The organism is Halorussus marinus, assembly GCF_004521895.1.
In the GTDB taxonomy this organism is placed as follows: Archaea; Halobacteriota; Halobacteria; order Halobacteriales; family Haladaptataceae; genus Halorussus; species Halorussus marinus.
In genome coordinates, this window is sequence record NZ_SBIR01000012.1 from 55,956 (window position 1) to 80,101 (window position 24,146).

Annotated in this window: 19 protein-coding genes, 1 tRNA gene and 1 pseudogene; 11 read left to right on the forward strand and 10 right to left on the reverse strand. The window is 69.4% G+C overall.

Features of this window, described 5'->3' with window-relative positions; genetic code table 11:
- Nucleotides 1-147 precede the first annotated feature (147 nt).
- Complete coding sequence (locus tag EPL04_RS15000) at nt 148-2,454, forward strand: DUF2298 domain-containing protein (RefSeq protein WP_134672008.1); 2,307 nt, start codon at nt 148-150, stop codon at nt 2,452-2,454.
- Here EPL04_RS15000 and EPL04_RS15005 read toward each other — a convergent pair.
- The 4 genes from EPL04_RS15005 to EPL04_RS15020 all read right to left on the reverse strand — a co-directional run bounded on the left by EPL04_RS15005 (nt 2,439) and on the right by EPL04_RS15020 (nt 6,561).
- A complete protein-coding gene (locus EPL04_RS15005) occupies nt 2,439-2,669 on the reverse strand; it encodes a DUF7576 family protein (protein WP_134672009.1) in 231 nt (76 codons plus the stop codon). The genes EPL04_RS15000 and EPL04_RS15005 overlap by 16 nt on opposite strands.
- Nucleotides 2,670-2,725: 56 nt before the next feature.
- Nucleotides 2,726-3,025 carry a HalOD1 output domain-containing protein gene (locus EPL04_RS15010; RefSeq protein ID WP_134672010.1) on the reverse strand — a complete coding sequence of 100 codons (300 nt, stop codon included), beginning with the start codon at nt 3,023-3,025 and terminating at the stop codon, nt 2,726-2,728.
- 179 nt (nt 3,026-3,204) lie between these two features.
- On the reverse strand, nt 3,205-5,940 hold the full coding sequence (locus tag EPL04_RS15015) for a PAS domain S-box protein (RefSeq protein WP_134672011.1): 2,736 nt from the start codon (nt 5,938-5,940) through the stop codon (nt 3,205-3,207).
- A gap of 108 nt (nt 5,941-6,048) precedes the next feature.
- Nucleotides 6,049-6,561, reverse strand: coding sequence for a hypothetical protein (locus EPL04_RS15020; RefSeq protein WP_134672012.1), 513 nt, complete (start codon nt 6,559-6,561; stop codon nt 6,049-6,051).
- A 167-nt stretch (nt 6,562-6,728) separates the two neighbouring features.
- Between EPL04_RS15020 and EPL04_RS15025 the strand changes: the two genes are divergently transcribed.
- A complete protein-coding gene (locus tag EPL04_RS15025) occupies nt 6,729-7,151 on the forward strand; it encodes a CBS domain-containing protein (RefSeq protein ID WP_134672013.1) in 423 nt (140 codons plus the stop codon).
- Nucleotides 7,152-7,323: 172 nt separating this feature from the next.
- On the opposite strand, the gene EPL04_RS15030 is transcribed toward EPL04_RS15025, so the two are convergent.
- The 4 genes from EPL04_RS15030 to EPL04_RS15045 form a co-directional block, all read right to left on the reverse strand.
- A tRNA-Gly gene (locus EPL04_RS15030) sits at nt 7,324-7,394 on the reverse strand.
- 97 nt (nt 7,395-7,491) lie between these two features.
- Nucleotides 7,492-8,142, reverse strand: a complete 651-nt coding sequence (locus tag EPL04_RS15035) for a class I SAM-dependent methyltransferase (RefSeq protein WP_134672014.1) — start codon at nt 8,140-8,142, stop codon at nt 7,492-7,494.
- 62 nt (nt 8,143-8,204) lie between these two features.
- Nucleotides 8,205-10,349, reverse strand: coding sequence for a type II secretion system F family protein (locus tag EPL04_RS15040; protein ID WP_134672015.1), 2,145 nt, complete (start codon nt 10,347-10,349; stop codon nt 8,205-8,207).
- On the reverse strand, nt 10,346-12,010 hold the full coding sequence (locus EPL04_RS15045) for a type II/IV secretion system ATPase subunit (RefSeq protein WP_134672016.1): 1,665 nt from the start codon (nt 12,008-12,010) through the stop codon (nt 10,346-10,348). The genes EPL04_RS15040 and EPL04_RS15045 overlap by 4 nt, the downstream gene beginning before the upstream one ends.
- Before the next feature lie 164 nt (nt 12,011-12,174).
- Between EPL04_RS15045 and EPL04_RS15050 the strand changes: the two genes are divergently transcribed.
- The 8 genes from EPL04_RS15050 to cdd all read left to right on the forward strand — a co-directional run bounded on the left by EPL04_RS15050 (nt 12,175) and on the right by cdd (nt 21,253).
- The gene (locus EPL04_RS15050; RefSeq protein ID WP_134672017.1) at nt 12,175-12,648 is read left to right on the forward strand and encodes a DUF5793 family protein; all 474 of its coding nucleotides are present in this window, start codon (nt 12,175-12,177) and stop codon (nt 12,646-12,648) included.
- Between the two features lie 293 nt (nt 12,649-12,941).
- Nucleotides 12,942-14,330 (forward strand): phosphomannomutase, encoded by a 1,389-nt coding sequence (locus EPL04_RS15055; protein ID WP_134672018.1) that lies wholly within the window; start codon nt 12,942-12,944, stop codon nt 14,328-14,330.
- 91 nt (nt 14,331-14,421) lie between these two features.
- On the forward strand, nt 14,422-15,546 hold the full coding sequence (locus EPL04_RS15060) for a BMP family lipoprotein (protein WP_134672019.1): 1,125 nt from the start codon (nt 14,422-14,424) through the stop codon (nt 15,544-15,546).
- A 103-nt stretch (nt 15,547-15,649) separates the two neighbouring features.
- Nucleotides 15,650-16,666 carry a BMP family lipoprotein gene (locus tag EPL04_RS15065; RefSeq protein ID WP_245154591.1) on the forward strand — a complete coding sequence of 339 codons (1,017 nt, stop codon included), beginning with the start codon at nt 15,650-15,652 and terminating at the stop codon, nt 16,664-16,666.
- 77 nt (nt 16,667-16,743) lie between these two features.
- Nucleotides 16,744-18,300: an ABC transporter ATP-binding protein gene (locus tag EPL04_RS15070; RefSeq protein WP_134672021.1), complete on the forward strand. Its 1,557-nt coding sequence runs from the start codon at nt 16,744-16,746 to the stop codon at nt 18,298-18,300.
- A complete protein-coding gene (locus tag EPL04_RS15075) occupies nt 18,297-19,535 on the forward strand; it encodes an ABC transporter permease (protein WP_134672022.1) in 1,239 nt (412 codons plus the stop codon). The genes EPL04_RS15070 and EPL04_RS15075 overlap by 4 nt, the downstream gene beginning before the upstream one ends.
- Nucleotides 19,532-20,614, forward strand: coding sequence for an ABC transporter permease (locus EPL04_RS15080; protein WP_134672023.1), 1,083 nt, complete (start codon nt 19,532-19,534; stop codon nt 20,612-20,614). Before EPL04_RS15075 ends, EPL04_RS15080 begins: the two co-directional genes overlap by 4 nt.
- A 246-nt stretch (nt 20,615-20,860) precedes the next feature.
- Nucleotides 20,861-21,253, forward strand: a complete 393-nt coding sequence (cdd, locus tag EPL04_RS15085; RefSeq protein WP_134672024.1) for a cytidine deaminase — start codon at nt 20,861-20,863, stop codon at nt 21,251-21,253.
- On the opposite strand, the gene EPL04_RS15090 is transcribed toward cdd, so the two are convergent.
- Nucleotides 21,254-21,721 carry a hypothetical protein gene (locus tag EPL04_RS15090; protein WP_134672025.1) on the reverse strand — a complete coding sequence of 156 codons (468 nt, stop codon included), beginning with the start codon at nt 21,719-21,721 and terminating at the stop codon, nt 21,254-21,256.
- Nucleotides 21,722-21,814: 93 nt separating this feature from the next.
- Here EPL04_RS15090 and EPL04_RS15095 point away from each other — a divergent pair, with 93 nt between their 5' ends.
- Nucleotides 21,815-22,636, forward strand: a complete 822-nt coding sequence (locus tag EPL04_RS15095) for a nucleoside phosphorylase (protein ID WP_134672026.1) — start codon at nt 21,815-21,817, stop codon at nt 22,634-22,636.
- Between the two features lie 6 nt (nt 22,637-22,642).
- On the opposite strand, the pseudogene EPL04_RS15100 reads toward EPL04_RS15095, so the two are convergent.
- A pseudogene (locus tag EPL04_RS15100) lies at nt 22,643-24,055 on the reverse strand (sugar porter family MFS transporter).
- Between the last annotated feature and the right edge of the window lie 91 nt (nt 24,056-24,146).

Here is a 24,146-nt window from a genome sequence, read left to right on the forward strand (position 1 = left end):
GATTGTGATTCGGTCGCCCTGTGTGGGTTTGTGGCGGTGAACCACCCTGCCTCGACGCCGACGGTCCCGGGGTCTCGGGGCCGCTACGCCCGTCGAGACTCCCAGAAACCCCAAGAGGTTTATCGGTTCGCGGCCCGCCTATTGTCGATGGAGTACGCGCTCGTCGTGCTGTGGCTCGCCGCGTTTCAGGCGCTGGCGTTCGCCGCGCTGCCGATCGCCGCCCGGCTGTTCGTCCGGTTTCCCGACCGGGGCGCGAGCTTCGCGGTCCCGGTCGGGCTGGCGGTCACGACCACCGCGGTCTTTCTGGTCGGACACGTCGGGTTCGGTCGGTGGACCGCCTTCCTCGGGGTGGCGGTGCTCGCGGGGCTGTCGCTGGTCGTCCTCCGGCGCGAGACGGACTCGCGGGTGATCCGCCCCCGCGGGTACGCCGAGGCCGCGCTCGTCTTCACCGTCGCTTTCCTGTTGCTGGTGGCGGTCCGTGCGGTCGATCCCGCGATCGTCCCCGGGGGCGGCGAGAAGTTCCTCGACTACGGCATCTACCGGTCGTTACTCCGGGCCGACGCCCTGCCGCCGGCCGACATGTGGTGGGCCGGCGACCACGTCCGCTACTACTACGGCGGCCACCTGATGGCGGCGGTCCTCACCCACCTCACCGGCACCGCGCCCGAGTACGGCTACAACCTCGCGCTCTCGGGGTTCTACGCCTCGCTCGTCACCGCGGCCTACGGGCTGGCCGCGGCGCTCGGCGATGCTCGCGGCGCCTCGCGGACGACCGCGGGCGCTCTCGGGGCCTTCTTCGTGGGGGTGGCGAGCAACCTCGTCGTTCCCGTGACCGGGCTGGTCTGGCTGGTGCCGGACCCGATCGCGTCGGGGATTGCCGACCGCCTCTCGGGAGCGATCGACGGGAGCTCGGCGAGCGACCTCGTCGCCTCGGGACTCTCGGAGTTTGGCTACTGGGCGCCGAGCCGCGTGATCCCCGGCACGATCAACGAGTTCCCGCTGTTCGCGTTCCTCAACGGCGACCTGCACGGCCACATGCTCAGCACCCAGTTCCTGTTGGTGATCGCCGCGCTGGGGTTCGCCTACTACCGGACCGACCCCGAGAACCGCCGACGGCGTCGGGTCCTCGCGCTCGTCGCGCTCCCGCCGGTGGTCGCTCTCCTCACGCTCGTCAACGTCTGGAGCTTCCCGACCGGGCTCGGGGTGGCGTGGCTCGCGTTCGCGTTCGGTCCCGCCGATCCCCTCACCCTCCTGCCGGGCGTCGCGACCGGGGGCCGGAGCGCCTCGGTTCCGGACGGAGGGACGGCCTCGCCCGGGGCCGCTGTCGCCGCCGAAGCCCGCCGGATCGGCGCGGCGTTCGTCGGGGCGGCCGCGGTCGGCGCGCTTGCGGTCGTCTGGCTCTCGCCGTTCGTCGTGGGCGTGTTGCTCCAGTCGGCGAGCAACCGGAGCCTCGGCGTCCTGCCGACCCCGACCACCGCGACCGGCCTCCTGCTCGTCCACGGCGCCTTTTTGCTCGCGTTCGCGCTGTTCCTCTGGCCGCGGGCCCGCGAGTCGCTGTCGGTCGACCCCGGCCGGTTCGGCGTCCTCGCGGCCGCGCTGGTCGCGGTCGGGTGGTGGCTCGGGTACCCGGTCGTCGTCCTCGTGGTCCCGCTGGTGGTCGCGGGGTGGCTCGTCCTCCGGGCCGACGGCGACGTCGGCTACGAGACCGTGTTGGTAATCGCGGGCGCGGGGCTGGTCACGCTCGTGGAGTTCGTCTACGTCGAAGACAGCGCAATCTCCGGTCGGTTCAACACCGTGTTCAAGGTGTACATGCAGGTGTGGGTGCTCTGGGGCCCGGCCGCCGGGGCCGCGCTGGCGACTCTGATGAGCCAGCGAGCCGACCTCGGGTGGTCGGTGCCGGGCCGCGACGTCTCGCGAGGCGACGTCGCGACCGGCGTCGCCGTCGCGCTCGTGCTCTCGACCGGCATGTACGGCGGGCTCGCGCTGGAGAACCACTTCGAGTCGACCGGCGCCGACGGGGCGACCCTCGACGGCCTCGCCTATCTCGACGACCGCCACGCCGACGAGGGCGAGGCGATCCGGTGGCTCGACCGCAAGTCGGGCCAGCCCCACGTCGTCACCGCGCCGGGTCGGAGCCCCTACTCGTGGTCGAGCCCGGTCCCGTCGCTGACCGGTCTGCCCGCGGTCGTCGGCTGGGTGTACCAGGAGGGCGTCTACCGCGGGTCGACCGTCGCCGAACGCCGGGCCGAGGACGTCGATCTCATCTATCGGGGCCAGTGGAGCGACCGCGCCGAACTGCTGAAGCGCTACGACGTCGAGTACGTCTACGTCGGCCCGCTCGAACGCGAGGCCTACGCCGACGAGAACCTCGACTTCGGGCGGTATCCCGGCATCGAACCGGCGTTCCGGAACGACGGGGTGGTCGTCTACGAGGTGAATCAGTCGGCGGTGTAGTCGGAGTTCCGGTCGCGCTCGCGGACCCACGCGCTCCGGCAGTCCTCACAGCAGAAGTCGTGTATCTGTATCCGGCCGTCCTCGTCGCGTCGGGTCGCGACCGGATGCCAGTCGTCGGTGTCTATCGGGTCGCCACAGCAGTGACACCCGATCGATGCGCTGTCGCTCCCGCGTTCGCGAGACTCCCTCGACGTGTGATCGAACCGGTCGGTCATCGCTATCGGCTCGCCGTCGCTCGACGTCGTTTCCGTCTCACTGTTCGAGGTCGGACCTACGTCCGGTCGCGGTCGGTATCGACGCCGCCGTCGGTCGCCGAGTCGAGGCGCTCGACCTCGATTTCGCCGTCGCCCCGGACGACGACGTCACAGCCGCCGAAGGTGAACGTGACGTGGCCGGCCCTGACGGCGCCCCGGTTGGTCGGCGCGAACAGTCGGTCGAGCGCGTCGGGATCGACGACGTGGTAGAGCGGGCCGACGTCGGTCGGATCGCTGTCGGTGGCGTCGGCGACGGCCTCGATGACTCGCTCGCTGGTCGCGGCTTCGAACGTGGTCGGAGTTGCTGTCTGGCTCATTCTCTGTCCCATCGGAGGTACCGTACGTAAAAATCGGTTCCCGGTAGGTGTATACGCGAGCCGATCCCGGTGGGGTTATATGTATAAATTGTCTCCGGACGGGTCCGAACCGATCTCGTGTGTGATATAGTGGCACAGGATCGCGTCGGGGTTTCCGGCGGGTCGGCGTTCGACGGGGCTCACTCCGCGTCCTCGAAGTACAGCGAGAACAGCGCGCGCTCGCCCGCTCGGACGTGTCGGCTCACGGTCGGCTGGGACACTCCGAGCATCTCGGCGATGTCCTCGGCGGTGGCGTCCCGGGGCCACTCGAAGAAGCCGCCGAAGTAGGCGACTTCGAGCACCTCGCGCTGTCGCTCGGTCAGCCGGCCCTCCAGTTTCGAGGCGAACGCCTGCTCGGACAGCACGGGCTCGTCGCGCTCGCGGCGCGCGACCAGTTCGACTTCCTCGAACGCCGACTCGAACAGCTCCACGAACGTCCGGACGTTCGCGCTCTCGGGGATTCGGACCACGACTCGGCCCTCACCGTCGCTCGCGGTCAGCGACTGGGGGACCGCGCCGCGATTCACAAGCGACGCCAGGAACGACGACGCGACCAGTTCTCCCTCGTAGCGGTACTCGCCGTCGCGTTCGGCGACGAGCCGGGTGTTCTCGATCTCGGTCAGCGCCTCGGCGAACGTCAGCGTCTCCGTCGGCTCGGCCCCTCGAACGGTGAAAAACAGGTGGAGACTGCCGTCGCCGCGCTGGACCACGCTCTCGAACTCGAACTCCCCGTCGGTCTCGGTGACGAACGTCAGTATCGGGTACTCGGACCCTCGGACCCGGAAGTCGAGATCGATCGACCGGTCGCTCACGAGCGCCTGCTTGCGTTCGAGGGCGTTGAGCGCGTAGCCGGTGATGTCGCCGAGTTCGGCGAGTACGATTCGTTCGGTCTCGTCGAAGACGTCGGGCTCGCCCGCGTAGATGTTGAGCACGCCGTAGCGGTTCTCGTCGTAGACGACCGGGATCGCCGCGCTCGACCGATAGCCGCGCTTGAGCGCCTGTTCGCGCCACGACTCGAACGGCGGGTCGCCGAAGATGTCGTTTTGGACCTGTGGCTCGCCGGTCCGGATCGCCCGACCCGACGGTCCCTGACTCTCAGGATCGTCCGACTTGGCCCGGACGGTCACGCTCTCCAGATACCCCTCCTCGACGCCGGCCGTCGCGGCCGGGACGACCTCCCCGGTCGCCCGATCGTACTCGCCGAACCACGCGAACCGGTAAGGGCCGCTCTCGGTCAGGCGCTCGCACACCGACCGCAACAGTTCGTCGCGGGTCGCGGCCTCGATCAGCGCCCGGGTCAGCTTCCGAATCACCTCGTTCAGCCTGTTCGCGCGCTCGAGCTCGCGGTTTTTGGCTTCGAGTTCGTCCCGGCGGCGTCTGAGCGTCTCCTCGCGTTCGGCCCGGTCGAGCGCCGCGGTGACGGTCGCACACAGTAGTTCCGCGAGCGAGCGGTCGGTCTCGTCGAACGCGCCGGGCTCGGGGTCGCCCGCGAGAAACGCGCCGTGGCGCCCGAGCGGGACTGCCAGCACGCTCGCCATCGCCGCCTCGTCGCCGCGCTCGACCCGGAGGTCGTCGACGCTCCGGCTCTCGCTCGCCGCGAACGCCTCCCACGCGACGCCGTCGCCGCGCCGCCCTACGAGCGCGTCGTCGATCTCACCCCCGGCCCACTCGCGGGCCGCCGGGACCAGCGCGCCCGACTCGTAGCTGACGATCGCCACGTTCTCGAACCCGAGCGTCCCCACGCCGGCGTCGACGGCGGTGTCGTACACCTCGGCGTCCGTCTCCGCGTCCGCCAGCGACTGCACCAGATCGTGGAGCGAGGTGAGCTTCGCCTCCCGTCGCTTGCGGGCCGAGACGTCCCGAACGATCCCGACCCGCCCCGTCTCGCCGCCCTCGAGCGGGCACCGGGACAGCCGGATCTCGACGGGGCGCGACTCGCCGTCGGCGCTCGGTACTGTCGTCTCTATCGTCGCGGGGCCGCCCGACTCGTCGGCGATCTCCCGGAGGCGATCCGGGCTCCCGGCGAGGGACTCTCCGAAGACGCTCGCGGCGCGCTCGCCGAGCAGTTCGGTTCGGTCGATCCCCGTCAGTCGACAGTAGGCGTCGTTGACCGCGATGAACCGCGAGTCGGCGTCGAGCGCGTAGATGCCGTCGTCGACCGCTTCGACCATCGCCTCGTACCGTTCGAGCCGGCGCTCGCGCTCGGTCACGTCCCGGATCACGCCCGCGAATCGGCGTTCCCCGCCGCGGGTGAACTCGCTGAACGAGACGCCGAGCGCGAGCTCGCGGCCGTCGCGGTGACGACCGGGGAACTCGACGTACTCCCGGTCGAGGGTCCGATCGCCCTCCCGGAGGTAGCGTGCCATCGCCCCGCGGTGGCGCTCGGGGACGAGCCGCGCCAGCGGTTCGCCGATCAGCTCCGCCGGCTCGTACCCGAACACGCCCTCGACCGCGTCGTTCGCGAAGCGGACGACGCCGTCGACGTCGACGACGAGCACGGCGTCGGACGCCGCCCGCGCGACCGCGCCGAACTCGGGTTCGGGTGACATCGGTCGATCGCCGTTCGCGGTCGCCGCGCGGGCGATCCGGTCGGCGAGCGCGCGCGCCGCGACGTCGGTTGACGCCTCCGGGGGCGCGGCCAGCGTCTCGACCGGCAGATCGGGGTCGGCCGCCCGGAGCGTTGCGGCCGCGTCCGCGACGTGTTCGTCGACGACCGCCCGGTCGATATCCCGGTCGTCGATCGCGGCGAGCGCCTCGGCGGCGGTCGTCGCGACCGAGATGTCGACCCCCGAGGGGCCGGCCGCGAGGTACGACTCGACGGCGTCCCCCCGCTCGGGGGTCGGTGCGACGTAGAGTACGCGGGCGAGGTCAGTCATCCGTTAGGTGGGGATCGTTTCGGTGGCGCACTACCGGCGTCTCGTACCGGAACCAATGACTGGGACGGTAAAATAACACCGGCTACCGGGCTCCGGGCTCGCGACGGCTCAGGCGTTCGATCCGAACCACGTCCCGAGCGTGAGCCCGTACACGACGTGGCCGAGGTGGAAGACGAGTCGCTCGTCGGGGTCGAGGTCCACGTCGAGCGCGCGGCCGAGTAGGACCCGGACGCCGAACGCCGACAGCGCCAGCCCGTAGGCGACCCCCAGCGCGGTCGCGCGCGCCTCGCGGCCCGCCTCCGAACCGCAGTCGCCGTCCGGAGTCGTCGCGCCGAGCGCTCGCGCGGCGAGTCCGCCGAAGACGCCGCCGGCGGCCGTCCCGTAGCCGAGGTGAAGCGCGAGCGCCTCCCAGCCGTAGTCGCCGGGCTCGCCCCCGAGATACTTCGCCAGAAACGGTCCGGTGGGCGGGAGCGACCTGCTGATCGGCATCCGGAACGCGGTCATCGCGACCGTCGCGACGGCGCCGCCGATCGCTCCCAGTCCGAGTTCGCGGCGGTTCGTCGGGCGGGCGTCGGTCGGTTCGTACGCGTCGTCGAGCGCGTCCCGGCGTTGCTGGCTCATCGGTTCGCGTCTCGACGCCGGGCGCGAAAGCTCTGGTGGCGGTCGGGCGTGCGTTCTCGGTGGTCGGCGTCGGCGACACTCGAATCTACCCGACGATTCTCGGGTCGCGGTAACGTCCCACTACTGCTTTCCGTCTCAGTGTCCAAGTCTCGTACGGGGGAAAACCAATGCCAATCGAAGACCTCGCACGCGACGACGTCGTCAGCGCCGGCGCCGAAACGACAGTTTCGGACCTCGCGACGACGATGCGAGACGAACGAGTGGGGAGTATCGTTATCACCGACGGCGCGACGCCGGTCGGCATCGTCACGGACAGGGACCTCGCGATGCGCGTGCTGGCCGACGGCGACGCGGCGACCGACTCGACGGCCGAGGCGGTGATGTCAGAAGACCTCGTCACGATCGAGCGCGATCACGGCTTCTACGAGGCCGCGGACCTGATGAGCGACAACGGCGTCCGACGCTTGCCGGTCTGTGACGCCGACGGCGAGCTGACGGGCATCATCACCGCCGACGACCTCTCGGAACTCATCGCCGACGAACAACAGCACCTCGCGGACGTCATCCGGGCACAGCGGCCGCCGTACTGAGTCGCGGGCTCAGTTCGGACGGACCCCGGCGGCGACCGGGAGTCGGCCCGGCCGGCACGCTCCCGGTCGCGTCGCGAAGGGGAGGGCCGGTCGGGAGTCGACGCTCTCTCACCTCCCACTCGCTGATTCAAATCCTCGTAGCGATTTTCGCCTCGCTTCACTCGCCAGAAAATGCGCCGACCGGGATTTGAACCCGGGCCATGAGCTTGGAAGGCTCAGGTCCTACCACTAGACCATCGGCGCTCACTCTCGTTAGTCGCTCGCGCCGCGCATCGACGGACTTCGTCCGTCTCACCATCGGCGCTCGCACTCCTAAATTCCCCAGCCGACGTTAAGGGCCTTACTGTTTCGCGCCGCGGACGGTGGCGTAGCAGTTGCCCGACGACACCTCGAACTCGATCGGATCGAGGTCGCTGTCGGCCACGTCGGCCTCGAACTCGGCGGGAGCGTAGATGTGGTAGAACCGCGGGACGGTCTCGCCGCCGGGGAGCGTCCAGTCGACCTCGGTGTCGAAGCCCGCCTCCTCGTCGAACCGGTCGTGGGCCGTCGACCACGCGCTCACCAGCGCCCGGCCGTCTTGGGTCAGGACGCGGGCGAGTTCGTTCAGGCTCGCGACTCTGGCGTCCCGGCTCGGCAGGTGGTGGAGGGTCGCGACGTACACCGCCCGGCCGACGGCGTCGTCGCCGAGCGGAACCCCGGCGGCGTCACACTGCAGGAGGTCGGCGTCGAACCCCCGATCCGCGGCGCGGTCGCGGGCCTCGCACAGGAGCCGGCCGCTCGCGTCGGCGCCGACCACGCGGTCGGCCGACTCCGCCAGTAGCTCGGCGTGGCGGCCGTTACCGCACCCGAGGTCGAGCGCGACCCCGACTCGCGGCGCGTCCGCCAGAAACGCCTCGATCTCGGGCCAGGCGTGTTCGCGGGTCTTCGAGAAGTGGGCCGCGATGCGGTCGTAGGTCGCTCGCACCTCGCGGCGCTCGTCCGCTCCGTCCATACCCGACGGTGGGCGTCCCGGCGGGAAAACCGCTCGGGTTCCGTGCGCCGGCGCGGGGCCGGTCACGGCAACAGCAGGAACACCGCGTACGCGATAGCCAGCATGACCGCGGCGTGTTTCGCGCCGTTCTTCACGCTGGTCTCGCCCATCTGGCCGGCGACCAGCCCGGAGAAAAGCGCCTGTATCAGCGCGGTGTGGAAAAACAGGAGGGTGTAGGCTTCGACGTCGACCTCCGAGATGCCCGCGAGCGGGCCGCCGCTGATCGCGCCCCCGGTGTCCGGTGCGGCCGCGCCGGTCGGGAGGCTCGGGATGAGGATGCTGTTGAGCGAGCCGATGATGACCAGAAAGACCACGAACGCGAGGTAGATGATCACGACGTAGGTCACCATCTCCTGGCGGCGCTTGCGCTTGAGCCGGCGGGTGTCCTGCGCTTCGTCGGCCGCGATCCGGAGCACGCGCGCGAGGTCGCTACTTGCGTGCATCGCGTTACCGAGTAGCGTGGTGACCCGCGTGATCACCGGCGCGTCGATCCGGTCTTCGAGCCGGTAGAGCGCGGTCCGGGCCTCGACGCCCCACGCCATGTCGGTCCGGAGACGCTCGACCTCGGCGTCGAGGGCCCCGAGTTCGGTGTCGGCGACTCGTTCGAGGCTCTCGACGATCGACATGCCCGCCTCGTTGACGCTGGCGAGCCGATCGAGGAAGTCGGGCACCGCGGCCTCGATCGCGTCGATCCGCCGGCGGTGGAGCTCCTGGACGACCGCGAACGAGCCGACCACGACGAGCGCGGCCTGCACCACGAAGTCGTCGAGCGTCTCGACGGTGAGCGTCCCGGCCACGAGGTGGGGCCACGCCCGGAGCACCACCGAGAGCACCCCGAGCGGGACGGTCGCGTACAGCACGTACACGGGATTTTCCCGGAGCGTGCGGGCCGGGTTCGACAGCAGGTCCCGGAGCCACCGGACCCGTTCGAAGGCCGCGAGACGCTCGAAGGCGAGCCCGGCAGACGAGTCGGCGGCGGGGCGCTCGCCCCCGTCGCTCCGGACCGCCGACCCCTCGACCGCCGGGCGCTCGGTCCCGGTCCGGTCGGCGTCGGGGTCGTCGGTCCGCCGGACCCCCGCCAACAGCCCGGGCGCGGCGTCGATCTCGCGGGCCTCTCGGGTCGCCCGGAGCGACTCGGTGATGCTGTCGAGGTAGATGATGAAGCCGACGTTCGCCAGCGGGACGGCGAAGTACGCGATGACCCGGAGCAACGGCAGGGTCCGGCCGATCGCCATCAGCCCCATGATGACGAGGATCGTGATGAAAAGGAGCGGCGCGACCACGAACACCGACACGTACGCCTCCGCGAGCGTGGCGAGCAGTTCGAGGAACGCCTCCTGTTCGGCCTCGGCGTCCTCGCGGTAGCGCTCGTACTGGTCGTCGAGGTACGCCGGGATCGACTGGCCGCTCTGGAGGACGCTGGCGAGGTTGTCGGTGAACTCCCGGAACTTCTGGCTCGGCGTGCGGTCGGCGAGGCGTTCGATCGCCGACAGCATGTCGAGGCCGGCGTAGTCCATCGACTTGACCGCGACCGCGACCTCCTCGGCGGTCTCGCCGTAGACGCTGCGGTTGCGCGCGAGGCTCCGCATGATCTCGGGAAACGCCATTCCGCTCCGGGACAGCGCGTAGAAGAACGCCACCGTCCGGGCGATGCTCTCGTCGATCTGGCGGGCGCGGGCGTTCGCCCGGTACGAGAGGTTCTCCCACCGGATCCAGTACGTGATCGCCCCGCCCGCCACCCCGAGGGTCGCGCTGCTGAACGCCAGCAGGGTGAACAGTTCCCCGAGCGAGAGATCCGGGAACACGAGCAGGTCCGCGAGAAACCAGAGCTGTTGGGGGAGCGTCGCCCGCACTGTTTCGGGCGAGATCTTGAACAGCGCGAGCACGCCCGCCGCCAGATACACCCCGACGACGCTCCCGGCGAGCGCGACCAGCCCCGCGTACAGCAGGGTCTTCGAGGCGTACATCCGGTAGGTGTCTTCGAGGTGGACCGCGTAGAGTAGTTCGCGGCGCTCGCGCTGGCGCCGCCCGCGGTCGGCGACCCACCCGTCGAACAGCGCCAGCGCGAGCCGGGTGAGCGCCCGATCGCCCCGGCGGGTCAGCGCCGCGAGCGCGAGCGGGACGCCGACGATCGCGACCACCGCGAGCGGGAGGTATTCGAGCATCATTCGAACCCGGCGTCGATCTCGGTGTCGAGGTCGATGGCGTCGAGCACGCGCTCGGGGTGGGCGTAGTACTCGTTTATCATCGCGGTGAACCGGCGGTAGTCGGTGACCCCCCGATCGCGGAGATACTCCAGGACTCGCTTGCGATTCCGGATCTCTTTGAGGAGTTCGCTACGCGACCAGCCCCGCTCGTCTTGGATCTCGTCGAGGACGGAGCTGTCGTTGCGCCGGAACGTGTCCTCGCCGGCGTTCCACGAGAAGGTCGTCGAGTAGTCGAGGTCGCCGGTGCGCTGGTCGATCCCCTCGATCTCGGCGAGCACCTTGTTCCGGCGGACTCGCTCGTCGCCGACGTACGTCAGCGTCTGGACCGACAGGATGTCCAGACTCTGGATCATCGCCCGGGGGACGTTGATGGGGTCGTTCTCGAGTCGGTTGATCACCGTCTGGACCGAGTCGGCGTGCATCGTCGAGTAGGTGGTGTGGCCGGTGTTCATCGCCTGAAACAGCGTCATCGCCTCCTCGCCCCGGACCTCCCCGACCACGATGTACTCGGGGCGGTGGCGAAGCGCCGACCGAAGCAGGTCGTACATCGTGATGTCGGCGGCCGACCCCCGGCGCTCGCGGGTGACCGACGACAGCCAGTTGTCGTGGTACAGCGCCAGCTCGCGGGTGTCTTCGATTGTGAGCACCTTCGAGCGCGGCGGGATGAACATCGAGATCGCGTTCATCGACGTGGTCTTGCCCGAGGCGGTCCCGCCCGCGAAGATCAGCGACTTGTTGGACTCGATGGCGAGCCAGAGGTACGCCATCTGGTCGAGGCTGAACGTACCGTACTCGATGAGGTCGACCGGCGTGAACGGCTCGTCGGCGTACTTCCGGATGGTGAACGCCGACCCGCGGGGCGTGACCTCCTCGCCGAGGGCGAGTTCGGCGCGCGAGCCGTCGGGTAGCGTGGTCTCGACGACGGGGTCGCCGATGCTGACGTGCTTGCCCGACCGCTGGGCCAGCCGCATCACGAGGTTGTCGAGTTCGCGCTGGCCGTACGCGATGTTGGTCTCGATGTCGGTGTAGTCGTCGTGGTAGACGAAGATCGGGAGGTCGTAGCCGTCACAGGAGATGTCCTCGATGCGGGGGTCGGCCAACAGCGGATCGAGCTTCCCGAACCCCCGAAACGACCGGTGGAGGTAGTAGAAGAGCCGATAGAAGCTCGCGGGCTCGACCTCGACGCCGTACACCGACAGCAGTTCGCGGAGCTCCTCTTTCAGCGCGGTCTCGGCCACGCGCTCGGCGGTCGCCTCGGCGTCGGGGTCGCCCTCGTCGGCGGTCTCCCCGCGGTGGATGAGCGAGTCGCGGATGTCGTCGATCAGCCGGTCGAGCAGTTCGGTTTCGAGGTCGTCGAGGTCGGGCTCGACCACCTGATACAGGTGTTCGTTCTCGACGTCGTCGTAGTTGACCGAGACGAACGCGAACGGGGCGTCGACCCAGTAGCGGTCGACCTCCTCGTAGCCGTCGAGCCCCGAGAACGAGACCAGCGGTCCGTGGTCGTCGGGATCGTAGCCGTCGACCTCGACCGACGAGCCCCGGAGCACCTCGGCGGTCCGGCGGAGCCTGCGCTCGAACTCCCGGATTCGGATCCGAACGTCGTCGGCGGTAAGCTCGGGCATGGATAGGCGAGTGACGGCGAGCGCGCCCGCCGTCGGGTTCACCCGGCAAATCGAATCGGGGGTACTTAAATCACGGGTCGACTCTCCCGCGGCGAGGGCTCGCCACATCGACGGTCCGGCGGCGTTACGTTCATGACGCGTCGGACCGTACGTCGAAGTACGGAATGAGGCGCGATTACTTCACGCTGGACGTTCGGAACGTCGACTGGGTCGAGGAGGGCGACGACGCTCGGAAGCCGACGGTACTCATCGATTTCGAGGGACCGTCCTCGACGCTCCGAGAGCGCCTCAGCGGGACCGACGGCGACCTGCTCGACGCGGGTGAGACCGACGTCGCGTTCCGGCTGCAGGGGCCGGTCGACGGCGAGGACACCACGGGGGTGGTGAGCGTCACCAACCGCATCACCGGAGACTTCGTGCTCGAACTCAATCAGGACGCCGACGACGTGCTGAAGTTCATCCGGGCCGCCCGCGAGTACGGCAAGGCCACCGGCGACCCCGACGGCCGGTACCATGTCGAGATCAGCATCAACGGCGAGGACCTCGTCGAGTACGACAAGGAAACGTTCCTCGTCTACAACCGCGACGGGAACCTCCTCCGCCAGCACAGCCTGATCCCGAGCGGCGTCGAGCTCTGAGCCCTCGGCCCGGTCGATCAGTACGTTCCGAACGCCAACAGCGCGATCCCGATGAGCGCCGACAGCGCCACGATTCCCCACAGTAGATAGTCGAACAGTCCCTCCGGCGTGGTCGGACTCGGTAGTTCCATGTGCCCCCGTACGCAAGTCGACGGTTTAGGTTTCACGGGTCACCGATTCGGCCCGCTCCGGCTCAGGCCGGCCCGGCCGGTCGCCGGCCGATCTGTCAGCGCCCGGAGGGTCGCGCCCCGAACCGCGGAAAGCTAAGTGGTCCCGGACGCGAGATAGGCTACATGGATCTGTTCGGAACCGCGGGTATCCGCGGCAGCGCAGTCGAGACCGTGACCCCGGAGCTCGCGCTCGCGGTCGGCCGCGCGGCCGGCCGCGAGGCGGTCGAGCGCGCCGGGACCGACGCCGACCGGACGTCGTTCGTCGTCGCCCGCGACGGTCGCCAGACCGGCCCCGCGCTGGCGGCCGCGATGGAAGCGGGACTGGAGAGTGCGGGCGCGGACGTGCGCCGGGCCGGCCAGCTCCCGACCCCCGCGCTCGCGTTCGCCTCGCGCGGCCGACGGGGCGCGATGCTCACCGCGAGCCACAACCCCCCGACCGACAACGGCATCAAGCTGTTCGTCGACGGACAGGAGTACGACCGCGACGCCGAGCTGACGGTGAACGACCGGGTCGAGGCCGACGAGCCGCCGGTCGCGTGGGACGAGTGGGGCGGCGGCGAGCGCGCCGGCGTGCTCGACGCCTACCGGGACGCGGTCACCGACTACGCGATCGGTCACGGCGCGCCTCTCGACGGGCTCCGGATCGCGGTCGACTGTGGCAACGGGATGGCGGCGGTCGCCACCCCGCAGGTGCTTCGGGCGCTCGGGGCCGACGTGGTCGCGCTCAACGCCAACGTCGACGGCCACTTCCCCGGTCGGGAGAGCAAGCCGACGCCCGAGACGCTCGCGGACCTCCGGGAGTTCGTCGCGGCCGACGAGGCGGCGTTCGGGATCGGTCACGACGGCGACGCCGACCGCATCGTCGTCGTCGACGGCGACGGCGAGGTCGTCCACGAAGACACCGTAGTCGCGATTCTGGCGTCCCACTACACCGCGGCCAGCGACGCCGACGACCCCGTGGTCGTGACGACGCCGAACGCCTCGGGCCGCATCGACGAGCAGGTCGAGGCCGCGGGCGGGCGGGTCGAGCGGGTCCGACTCGGCGCGCTCCACGAGGGGATCGGGGCGGCCCGGGAGGCGGGCGCCGAGGGGACCGAGGTCGCGTTCGCGGCCGAGCCGTGGAAGCACGTCCACACCCGGTTCGGCGGGTGGATCGACGGCGTCGCGAGCGCGGCGGTGATCGCCCGACTGGTCGCGGCCGCCGGCGGGCTCGGGCCCCTCCGTGACCCCGTGACCGAGCGCCCGTACCGCAAGCAGAGCGTCGCCTGTCCCGACGACGCCAAGACCGCGGCGATGGGGCGACTGGAGACGGCGATCCCCGAACGATACCCCGAGGCGTCGGTCGAGACCGAGTACGGCGTCCGGGCGACCCTGCCCGACGGGTCGTGGGTGCTGGTCCGCCCCAGCGGTACCGAACCGTACGTGCGAGTGTACGCAGAGAGCGACGACGTCGACGAACTGGTGGGGTCGGCGGTCGCGGCGGTCGAGGCGGCGGTCGACGCCGCGAAGTAGTCGCTTCGCTGAGTTCTCAAACCGCTGAGTATTCGGGTTTCAGCCCCGAAGCGACGGGTTTATGCGTAGGTGACGGAATCCATACCGTAAGATGACGAAGATCGACGACCGGAGACGGCGGATCGTGAAAGTCGGCGGCGCGAGCGCGCTCGGACTCGGCCTCGCCGGCTGTCTGGGCGGCGGCGACGGGAGCGAGGAGACCACCGCGGCCGACGACGCCGACGGAAACGGAGAGACCACCGAGAGCGGCGGAGTCACCGACGTCGGGATGGTGTACGCGACCGGCGGGCTCGGCGACAACTCGTTCAACGACATGGCCCACCAGGGCGTCCAGGACGCCGCCGACGAGTACGACGTGGCGTTCACGAACGCCGAACCCGGGAGTCCGAGCGAGGTCGCGAACCTCCAGCAACGGTTCGCCCAGTCGACCGACCCCGACTACGATCTCATCCCCTGCATCGGATTCGTCCAGCAGGACTCCCTCTCACAGAACGCCGCGAACTTCCCCGATCAGAACTTCATGGTCGTCGACACCACCGTCGACGCCGACAACGTCGCCAACTACGTGTTCAAAGAACAAGAGGGGTCGTTCCAGGCCGGCCACATGGCGGGGCTACTCACCCAGATGGACTTCAGCGCGGGCGCGGGCGAGACCACCGACGACGCGGTCGTCGGCTTCGTCGGCGGGAAAGAGACCCCGCTGATCAAGAAGTTCGAGGCGGGATACCGCGCGGGCGTCGCCCACGCCGACGGGGACGTCGAGGTCCGGACCGCCTACGCCGGGTCGTGGAGCGACTCCGCGCAGGGCCAGGAGATCGCGCTGTCGATGTACGACAAGGGTGCAGACTTCGTCTATCACGCCGCGGGCGGGACGGGCAACGGCGTCTTCAAGGCGGCCCAGGAGGCGGGCCGGTTCGCGATCGGCGTCGACGCCGACCAGTCCAAGAGCCTCGCGAAGTACGACGACGTGATCCTCGCGAGCATGGTAAAGCGGGTCGACGAGGCGGTGTACCGGTCGATCGAGAACGTGGTCAACGGCGAGTTCGAGGGCGGGAGCACCGAGACGCTCGGCCTCGAACAGGACGGCGTCTCGGTCGTCTACGGCAACAACATCGGCTCGGAGGTCCCCGAAGACGTACGGTCGGCGCTCGAAGAGTCCGAGACCGCCATCGTCGAGGGCGACATCGAGGTGCCGACCGACCCCAGCGACCTGTAACGGTCTTTCGTCGGGGCGGCCGGTCGAGCAACAAAGCGTCGATTTCATCACGGACGATGGTGATGGTACCGGTATGCGGGGGAGACACACGAGACGACGCTTCTTGGGGGGAATCGCCGGTGTCGCGGCGCTCGGCACCGCCGGATTCGTACAGGACGACGTGACGAACGTCGGGATGGTGTACGCGACCGGCGGGCTCGGGGACAACTCGTTCAACGACATGGCCCATCAGGGCGTCCAGAACGCCGCCGACGAGTACGACGTGGCGTTCACGAACGCCGAGCCCGGGACTCCGAGCGAGGTCGCGAACCTCCAGCAACGGTTCGCCCAGTCGAGCAGTCCCGACTACGACCTGCTCTGTTGTATCGGGTTCGTCCAGCAGGAACCGCTCCGGCGCAACGCCGAGCGGTTCCCCGACCAGCGGTTCATGGTCGTCGACACCACCGTCGACGCCGACAACGTCGCCAGTTACACGTTCCGCGAGCAGGAGGGGTCGTTTCAGGTCGGCCACATGGCGGGGCTACTCACCCAGATGGAGTTCAGCGCTGGCGCCGGCGAGACGAACGACGACGCGGTCGTCGGGTTCGTCGGCGGCCGGGAGGTGCCGTTGATCGAGAAGTTCGAGGCGGGGTACAAGGCGGGCGTCGCCCACGCCGACGAGGACATCGAAGTCCGGACCGCGTACGCGGGCGCGTGGAACGACCCGGCACAGGGCCAAGAGATCGCGCTGTCGATGTACAACGAGGGTGCAGACGTCGTCTACCACGCCGCGGGCGGCACCGGGAGCGGGGTGTTTCAGGCGGCCCAGGAGGTAGGCCGGTTCGCGATCGGCGTCGACGCCGACCAGTCCGAGAGCCTGCCCGAGTACGCCGACGTGATCCTCGCGAGCATGGTAAAGCGTGTCGATCGGGCCGTGTTCCGGTCGATCGAGAGCGTCGTCGACGACGAGTTCGATGGCGCGACCAACGTCCTGGGGCTCGAACGCGACGGTGTCGCGGCGGTGTACGGCGCCGAACTCGGCGACGCCATCCCCGAGTCGGTCACCGAGAGCCTCGCGGCGTCCCGGGAGGCGATCGTCGCGGGCGAGATCGAAGTGCCGACCGAGACCAGCGAGCTGTAACCGTCGTGTCGGCCGTCCGAGACTCCGGAAAATAATTCCGGGTTCCTTAAGCACGCCGGCCCGGAACACCGAGACAGATGAGCGCAGCCGTCTATCTCGAGGGGATAACAAAGCGGTTCCCCGGCGTGGTCGCCAACGACGAGGTCGACCTCGAAGTCGAGGAGGGCTCGATCCACGCCCTGCTCGGTGAGAACGGCGCGGGAAAGACGACGCTGATGAACGTCCTCTACGGACTGTATCAGCCGGACGGCGGGACCGTCCACCTCGACGGGGAACCCCGGGAGTTCGAAACGCCGCGGGACGCCATCGACGCGGGGGTCGGGATGATTCACCAGCACTTCATGCTCGTGGACACGCTCACCACCGCCGAGAACATCGTCCTCGGTCACGAGCCCCGCAAGTGGGGCGGGCTCGCGATAGATCGCGTCCGGGCCGATCGGGAGGTCCGGGAGCTGAGTCGGCGCTACGGGTTCGACGTCGACCCGGAGGCCCGGGTCGAGAACGTGAGCGTCGGGGTCCAACAGCGCGTCGAGATTCTGAAGGCGCTGTACGGCGGCGCCGACGTGCTGATCCTCGACGAGCCGACCGCGGTGTTGACCCCACAGGAGGTCGCGGACCTCTTCGAGGTGTTCGACGAACTGGCGGCCGAGGACAAGACGATCATCTTCATCACTCACAAGCTCGGGGAGGCGATGGAGGCCGCCGACGACATCACCGTCCTCCGGAACGGGAAGAACGTCGGCACCGTCGACGCCGATGCCACCACCCGCGAGGAGCTCGCGGAGCTGATGGTCGGCCGGGAGGTGTTGCTCGAAGCCGACAAGGAGCCCGCCGACCCCGGCGCGGTGGGGCTCGCGGTCTCGGACCTCCGAGTCACCGACGACCGCGGGGTCGAGCAGGTCCGCGGCGTCGACATCGACGCCAGAGAGGGCGAGGTGTTCGGGATCGCGGGCGTGGACGGCAACGGCCAGTCCGAACTCGTCGAGGCCGTTACCGGGCTCAGGACGCCCGAGTCGGGGCGGGTCGAGATCGGCGGCGAGGACGTGACCGACCGGTCTCGGCGCGAGCGCATCGACGCCGGGATGGCCTACATCCCCGAGGACCGCCAGGAGCGCGGGCTCGTGATGGAGTTCGACCTCGTGGAGAACGGACTGCTCGGGAGCCAGCACACGAGCGAGTTCGCCGCCGGCGGCCGCATCGACTGGGAACACACCCGCGAGCACGCCGAGGAGATCATCGCGGAGTACGACGTGCGCCCGCCGAACGCCGACGCCGAGTCGGCGTCGCTGTCGGGGGGAAACCAGCAGAAGTTCATCGTGGGCCGGGAGTTCGCCCGCGACCCGGACGTGATCGTGGCCTCTCACCCGACCCGCGGGGTCGACGTGGGCTCGATCGAGTTCATCCACGACCGCCTGCTCGACCTCCGGCGGGCGGGCAAGACGGTGTTGCTCGTCTCCTCGAAGCTCGACGAGGTCCAGCAGCTCTCGGACAGGCTCGGCGTCATGCACGAGGGCGAACTCGTCGACGTGGTCGACCCCGATCGGGTGACCGAGGAGGAGCTTGGCCTGCTGATGGCGGGCGAGACCCCCGAGGACGCCCCGAGCATCGCCGACCCCCCGGGTGGTGACCGATGAGCGGCGACGACTCGACGATCGGTCGCGCGCTCGGCGGGCTGGTCGACGCCTCGGCGATCGAGCGCATCCTGATCAGCCTCGCCGCGCTCGGGCTGTCGGTCGTGGTCGGGGCGGTGGTCGTGCTGATCTCCGGGTGGGTGTTGTCGCCGTGTCCGTCCGCGCCGTTCGCCACGCTCGGCGGCCTCGGTGAGTTCTGTTACAACCCGATCGAGGTGTACTGGGTCCTCCTGAAGGGAGCGTTCGGCTCGACGTTCAACCTCGCGACCACGCTCCAGGAGACGACGCTGTTGCTGTTTACCGGGCTGTCGGTCGCGGTCGCATTTCGGGCGGGCATGTTCAACATCGGGACGCAGGGCCAGCTCGTGCTGGGCGCGCTCGGCACCGGCCTGTCGGTGCTGTGGGTCGCGCCGGTCGTGCCGGCTGGCCTGGTCGGCGGGGTCGTCCTCGTCGCGGTCGGCCTGCTGGTCGGGGCGGCGGTTGGCGGCTTCTGGGGGGCGATTCCCGGGGCGCTGAAGGCGTACGCCGACGCCAACGAGGTCATCACCACGATCATGCTCAACTTCGTCGCGACGGGCATCGCGTTCACCCTCGTCTCGGAGGTGTTCAAAGACCCCGGGAGCCAGACGGTCCAGACCCGGTTCGTCCCCGAGTACGCCCAGCTCCCGGCGTTGGTCCTCGGGATCGACGGGTTCTCGATGCTGGCGCTCGTCGGCGGGCTGGCGCTCGCCGGACTCGTCTACTGGGTGCTTCGGGGGACCAGCTTCGGCTACGATCTCCGGACCAGCGGGGTCCAGCCCGACGCCGCCGAGTACGGCGGCGTCGACGCCAAGAAGACGATGGTCTCCAGCATGGCGCTGTCGGGCGCGCTCGGCGGCGTCGGCGGCGCGGTGTACGTGCTGATGGTCGCCGGCCAGTGGCAGAGCGGCATCCCGTCGCTCGGGTTCGACGGCATCACCGTCTCCATTCTGGCGGGCAACAACCCGATCGGCGTGGTCCCGGCCGCGCTCCTGTTCGGTGCGCTGAAGGGCGGGAGCCTCGTCATCGAGTTCGACCTCGCGGTCCCCCAACAGCTCGTGGGGGTGCTCCGCGGGCTGGTCATCCTGTTCGTCGCCATGCCGGAGTTCTTCCGGATGGCGGGAATCCGCTACGGCTACGGCGACGACGAGCCGGCGGTCGCGACCGACGGCGGGACGCCTCGGATGGGCGGCGCCGACGACGGAGGTGACTCCGAATGAGCTACGCCGACACCTCGCGCAAACGGCGGTGGCTCCTCGGCGCGGTCGGACTGGTGGTCGCGGCGCTGATCGCGATCGAGGTGCTGTTCCCTGCCAACCCGTTCACCGGGCTCGCGGTCGTGTTGCTCACGCTGGTCACCGACCCCAACTACGTCGGCTCGGTGCTCCGGCTGACCGTTCCGATCGCGTTCGCGGCGCTCGGCGGGATCTTCGCCGAGAAGTCCGGAGTCATCAACATCGGGCTCGAAGGCCTGCTCATCATCTCGGCGTTCACCTCGATCGCGGTTGCGGCGACGCTGGGCGGGGGCACCCCGAGTCAGTTCGACCTCTGGGTCGCGTTCGGCGTCGCGGTGCTGGCGAGCGTCCTGTTCGCGCTGCTGTTCGCGGTGGTCTGCATCGAGTACAAGGCCGACCAGATCATCGCGGGGCTGGCGGTGTGGCTGATCGCGCTCGGGCTCGCGCCGTTCGCCAGCAAGGTCATCTGGGGGCAGGTCAACAGCCCGCCGATCGCGACGCTCAACGACTGGACCGTGCCCGTCCTCTCGGAGATCCCGTTCTTCGGGCCGGTGCTTTTCGACGCCAACCCCACCGTCTACATGCTGCTGGTCGCGGTCGCGGCGTCGTGGTACACGCTCAACCGCACCGCGTTCGGCCGGTGGATCGAGGCCAGCGGCGAGAACCCTAAGGCGCTCGACACCGTCGGCGTCGACGTCCGGAAGGTCAGGTACGCCGGCGTCCTGCTCTCGGGACTGTTCTCGGGGATCGGTGGCGCCGGGCTCGCGCTCGGTCGCGTCGGCCAGTTCATCGGCGGCGGCACCACGATGATCAACGGCCGCGGGTGGATCGGCATCACCGCCTACCTGTTCGGCAACTACAACCCGCTCGGGGCGTTCGGCGCGTCGTTCCTCTTCGCGAGCCTCGACGCGCTCCAGATCCGACTCCAGCAGTTGGGGTACAGCATTCCGAGCGAACTCATCGGGATCATCCCGTACGTGACCGTCGTCGTCGTGCTCGCGTTCGTCGGCCGGACCCAGATTCCGGACGCCGCGGGCGAGCACTACGACTCGGGCGAGGACTAAGCGCGAGCTTTTGCAAGGGCGGCGCATACGCGCGCCGCCCTTGCAAACGCTCGATCAAAAACCTGCGCTCGTCCCTTCGGTCCTCGCTTGGTCCGCTCGCTCGGGCTTCGGCCTCGCTCGCGGGGACAACGTCCCTTGATGCTTGATCGGGGTAGCTCAGTCCTCCCGTGTTCGGCCGGGCGAGTTCGATCCTCCACCGACCGACAGCGGGAGATATATGCCGGCCGCCCGCCAACGTCCGCCACCATGGACGACCTCGTCGAAGCCGCCCGCGACGTACAGATCAAGGCCCACGTCCCGTACTCGGACTACCCGGTCGGGGCCGCGATCCGGACGGCCGACGGCACCGTCTACGTCGGGTGCAACATCGAGAACGCCAACTACAGCAACAGCCTCCACGCCGAGGAGGTCGCGATCGCGGAGGCGGTCAAGGAGGGCCACCGGGAGTTCGACGCGCTGGCGGTGAGCTCCGCGGCCCGGGACGGGGTGACCCCCTGCGGGATGTGTCGCCAGACGCTCGCGGAGTTCTGCGACGACGACCTGCGGGTGTACTGCGACGAGGGCGAGAGCCGAGAGCCCTCGGCGTACGCCCTCGGCGAACTGTTGCCCGACACCATCAGCGAGGACATGCTGGAGTGACTACCCGTCCACGTCGGCGAAGCAGTTGAACTCGATCGTCAGCGAGTCGACCGTCCGGTCGCCGGCGACCGCCTCGATGCGGTATCGGCCGTGGAGCGGACGCTCGCCGAGATACTGCTCGTAGTAGAGCTGACCGTCGCCGGCCCGGCCCTTGTTCGCCATCACGTCGGCGTCGCCCGGCGACACCGGGACGAAGTGGGCTAACCGACCGTCCGCGTCGGACAGTTCGAGCGCGTCGACGTCGTGTGTTCGCACGTCCTCGACCGCGAGCGCGACTCCGAGCCGGACGTCCTCGCCGTCGACGAACGCCTGTGCGCCGGCGTCGAGGAGGTCGCCGTCGCCGTGGTCGACCGCGCCCGTCTGGCAGTCTCTGGTCGCCGATCCGCCCGACCCGGAGCCGCCACAGCCGGCGAGGCCGACCGCCGTCGCGCTCCCGACCGCGGCGAGTAGCTGTCGTCTGGAGGGCATCGTCCGGAGTTCTCGGAGCGGTCCGATAAGCGTTGGCTCTCGGACGCCGGCGCGACGAACCCTTTATATCCGCCGACCGAGTCAGCCATCGGCATGACCGGCGACAGCGAAGACCCGAACGACGAGGTCCAGTATCACGTCGAGGTCGGCGAGGGCGACGTGGCCGACGCGGTGCTCCTGCCCGGGAACCCCGAGCGGATCGAGAAGATCACCCGGTTCTGGAACGACGCCGAGGAGGTCGCGCGCAACCGCGAGTACCGCACCGTCACCGGCGACTACGAGGGGACGCCGATCAGCGTCACTTCGACCGGGATCGGGAGTCCCTCGGCCGCCATCGCGGTCGAGGAGCTCGCGCGGGTCGGCGTCGACACCTTCCTCCGGGTCGGCTCCTGTGGCGCGATCCAGCCCGAGATGGACGTCGGCGATCTGGTCATCACGACCGGCGGCGTCCGCCAGGAGGGGACCAGCGACGAGTACGTTCGGGAAGACTACCCTGCGGTCGCCGACTACGAGGTGGTGTCGGCGCTGGTCGCGGCCGCCGAGCGGCTCGACTACGACTACCACACCGGGCTCACGATGAGCGCCGACAGCTTCTACGCCGGGCAGGGCCGGCCCGGCTTCGAGGGGTTCGAGGCCGCGGGGAGCGACGACCTCGTCGACGAACTCAAGCGGGCCAACGTCAAGAACATCGAGATGGAGGCCAGCGCCATCCTCACGCTCGCGAACGTCTACGGTCTGCGGGCGGGCGCGGTGTGTTCGGTCTACGCTAACCGCGAGACCGGGGAGTTCCGCACCGAGGGCGAGAACCGAGCGGCCGAGACCGCGAGCCTCGCGGTGAAACTGCTGGCCGAGATGGACGAACGGAAAGCCGAGGCAGGCGTCGATCGGTGGCACCCCGGTCTCCAGTTGGAGTAAGCGCCGTCAGTCGTCGGCGTCCGGAACGGCGTCGACTCCGCCTCGAACGTGCTCGCCGACGTTCTCTCGGAGGTCGGCTTCGATCGCCTCCAGCGACCGCCCCTTCGTCTCGGGGACGTAGTAGTAGGTGAACGCCAGCGCGGCGGCGCTGAACCCGCCGAACAGCCAGAACGTCACGGAGGTGCCGACGTTCGCCGTCAGAATCGGGAAGGTCAGCGACACCGCGAGGTTCGCGCCCCAGTTGGCGACCGTCACCAGCCCCATGGCGGTCCCGCGGGCTTCGAGCGGGTAGATCTCGGAGATGAGTAGCCAGAACACCGGCCCGAGCCCGATCGCGAAGAAGGCGACGTACAGCATCAGGCTCCCGGTGGCGAACCAGCCGAGCGCGCCCGAGAACCCCGGCAGGTAGAACACGCCCCCGAGGATCGCGAGCGTGACGACCATCCCCGAGACGCCGACCAGCAGGAGCGCGCGGCGCCCGACCCGGTCGATGACCGCGATGGCGACCACGGTCATGAGGACGTTGATGAGCCCGATGCCGACCGTCGCGAGGATCGAGGTCGTGCTCCCGAAGCCGGTCGATTCGAGTACGGTCGGCGCGTAGTACATCACCGCGTTGATGCCGGTGACCTGCTGGAACACCGCCAGCCCGAGTCCCACGATCAGCGCGGGCCGGAGCCACGGCGCGAGCAGATCCCCGAGCCCGGCGGCCGACTGCTCGGCGACCGTCTCCTCGATCCCGGCGAGCTCCTCGTCGACGCCGCCGTGCCGGGTGCGTTCGAGGACCTCGCGGGCCTCCTCGCGGCGGCCCCGCTCGAACAGCCACCGCGGGCTCTCGGGCATCTTGAGCATGCCGATCGCGAGAACGACCGCCGGCACCGTCCCCGCGCCGAGCATGAGCCGCTACGCGCCCGCGTCCGCGAACGCGTAGTTCACGAAGTACGAGACGAGGATGCCCACCGTCACCATGAGCTGATTGAGCGAGGTGAGCGCCCCGCGGATCTTCGGCGGCGCGATCTCGGAGATGTACAGCGGCCCGACGATCGAGGCGAACCCGATCGCCACGCCGTCGATCAGCCGCCCGGCGACCAGCACGGGGACGTTCGGGGCGACCGCCATCGTGAACGACCCGACGAAAAAGACCCCCGCGCCGAGCAGGATGAGCCGCCGCCGGCCGATCTCGTCGGCCAGCTTCCCGCCGAGCGCCGCCCCCGCCGCGGCGCCCGCCATCGCCCCGCTGACGACGATCCCCCGGACGAGCGGCGACATCTCGAACGTCTGTTTGATGTAGAGGAACGCTCCCGAGATGATTCCGGTGTCGAACCCGAACAACAGCCCGTTGAGGGCGGCGAGCGCGGCCGTCACGTACACGAACCGATCGCGACCGCGGATGCTACCCCCAGTATCGATTGTGGACATAACGCTCCAATCCGGTCGGTTTCCCGCGGTCGGTAAGGAACCTTTTGCATTCTTACTACGATGGTAGTAAATAGTTAATCGTTATGAAATC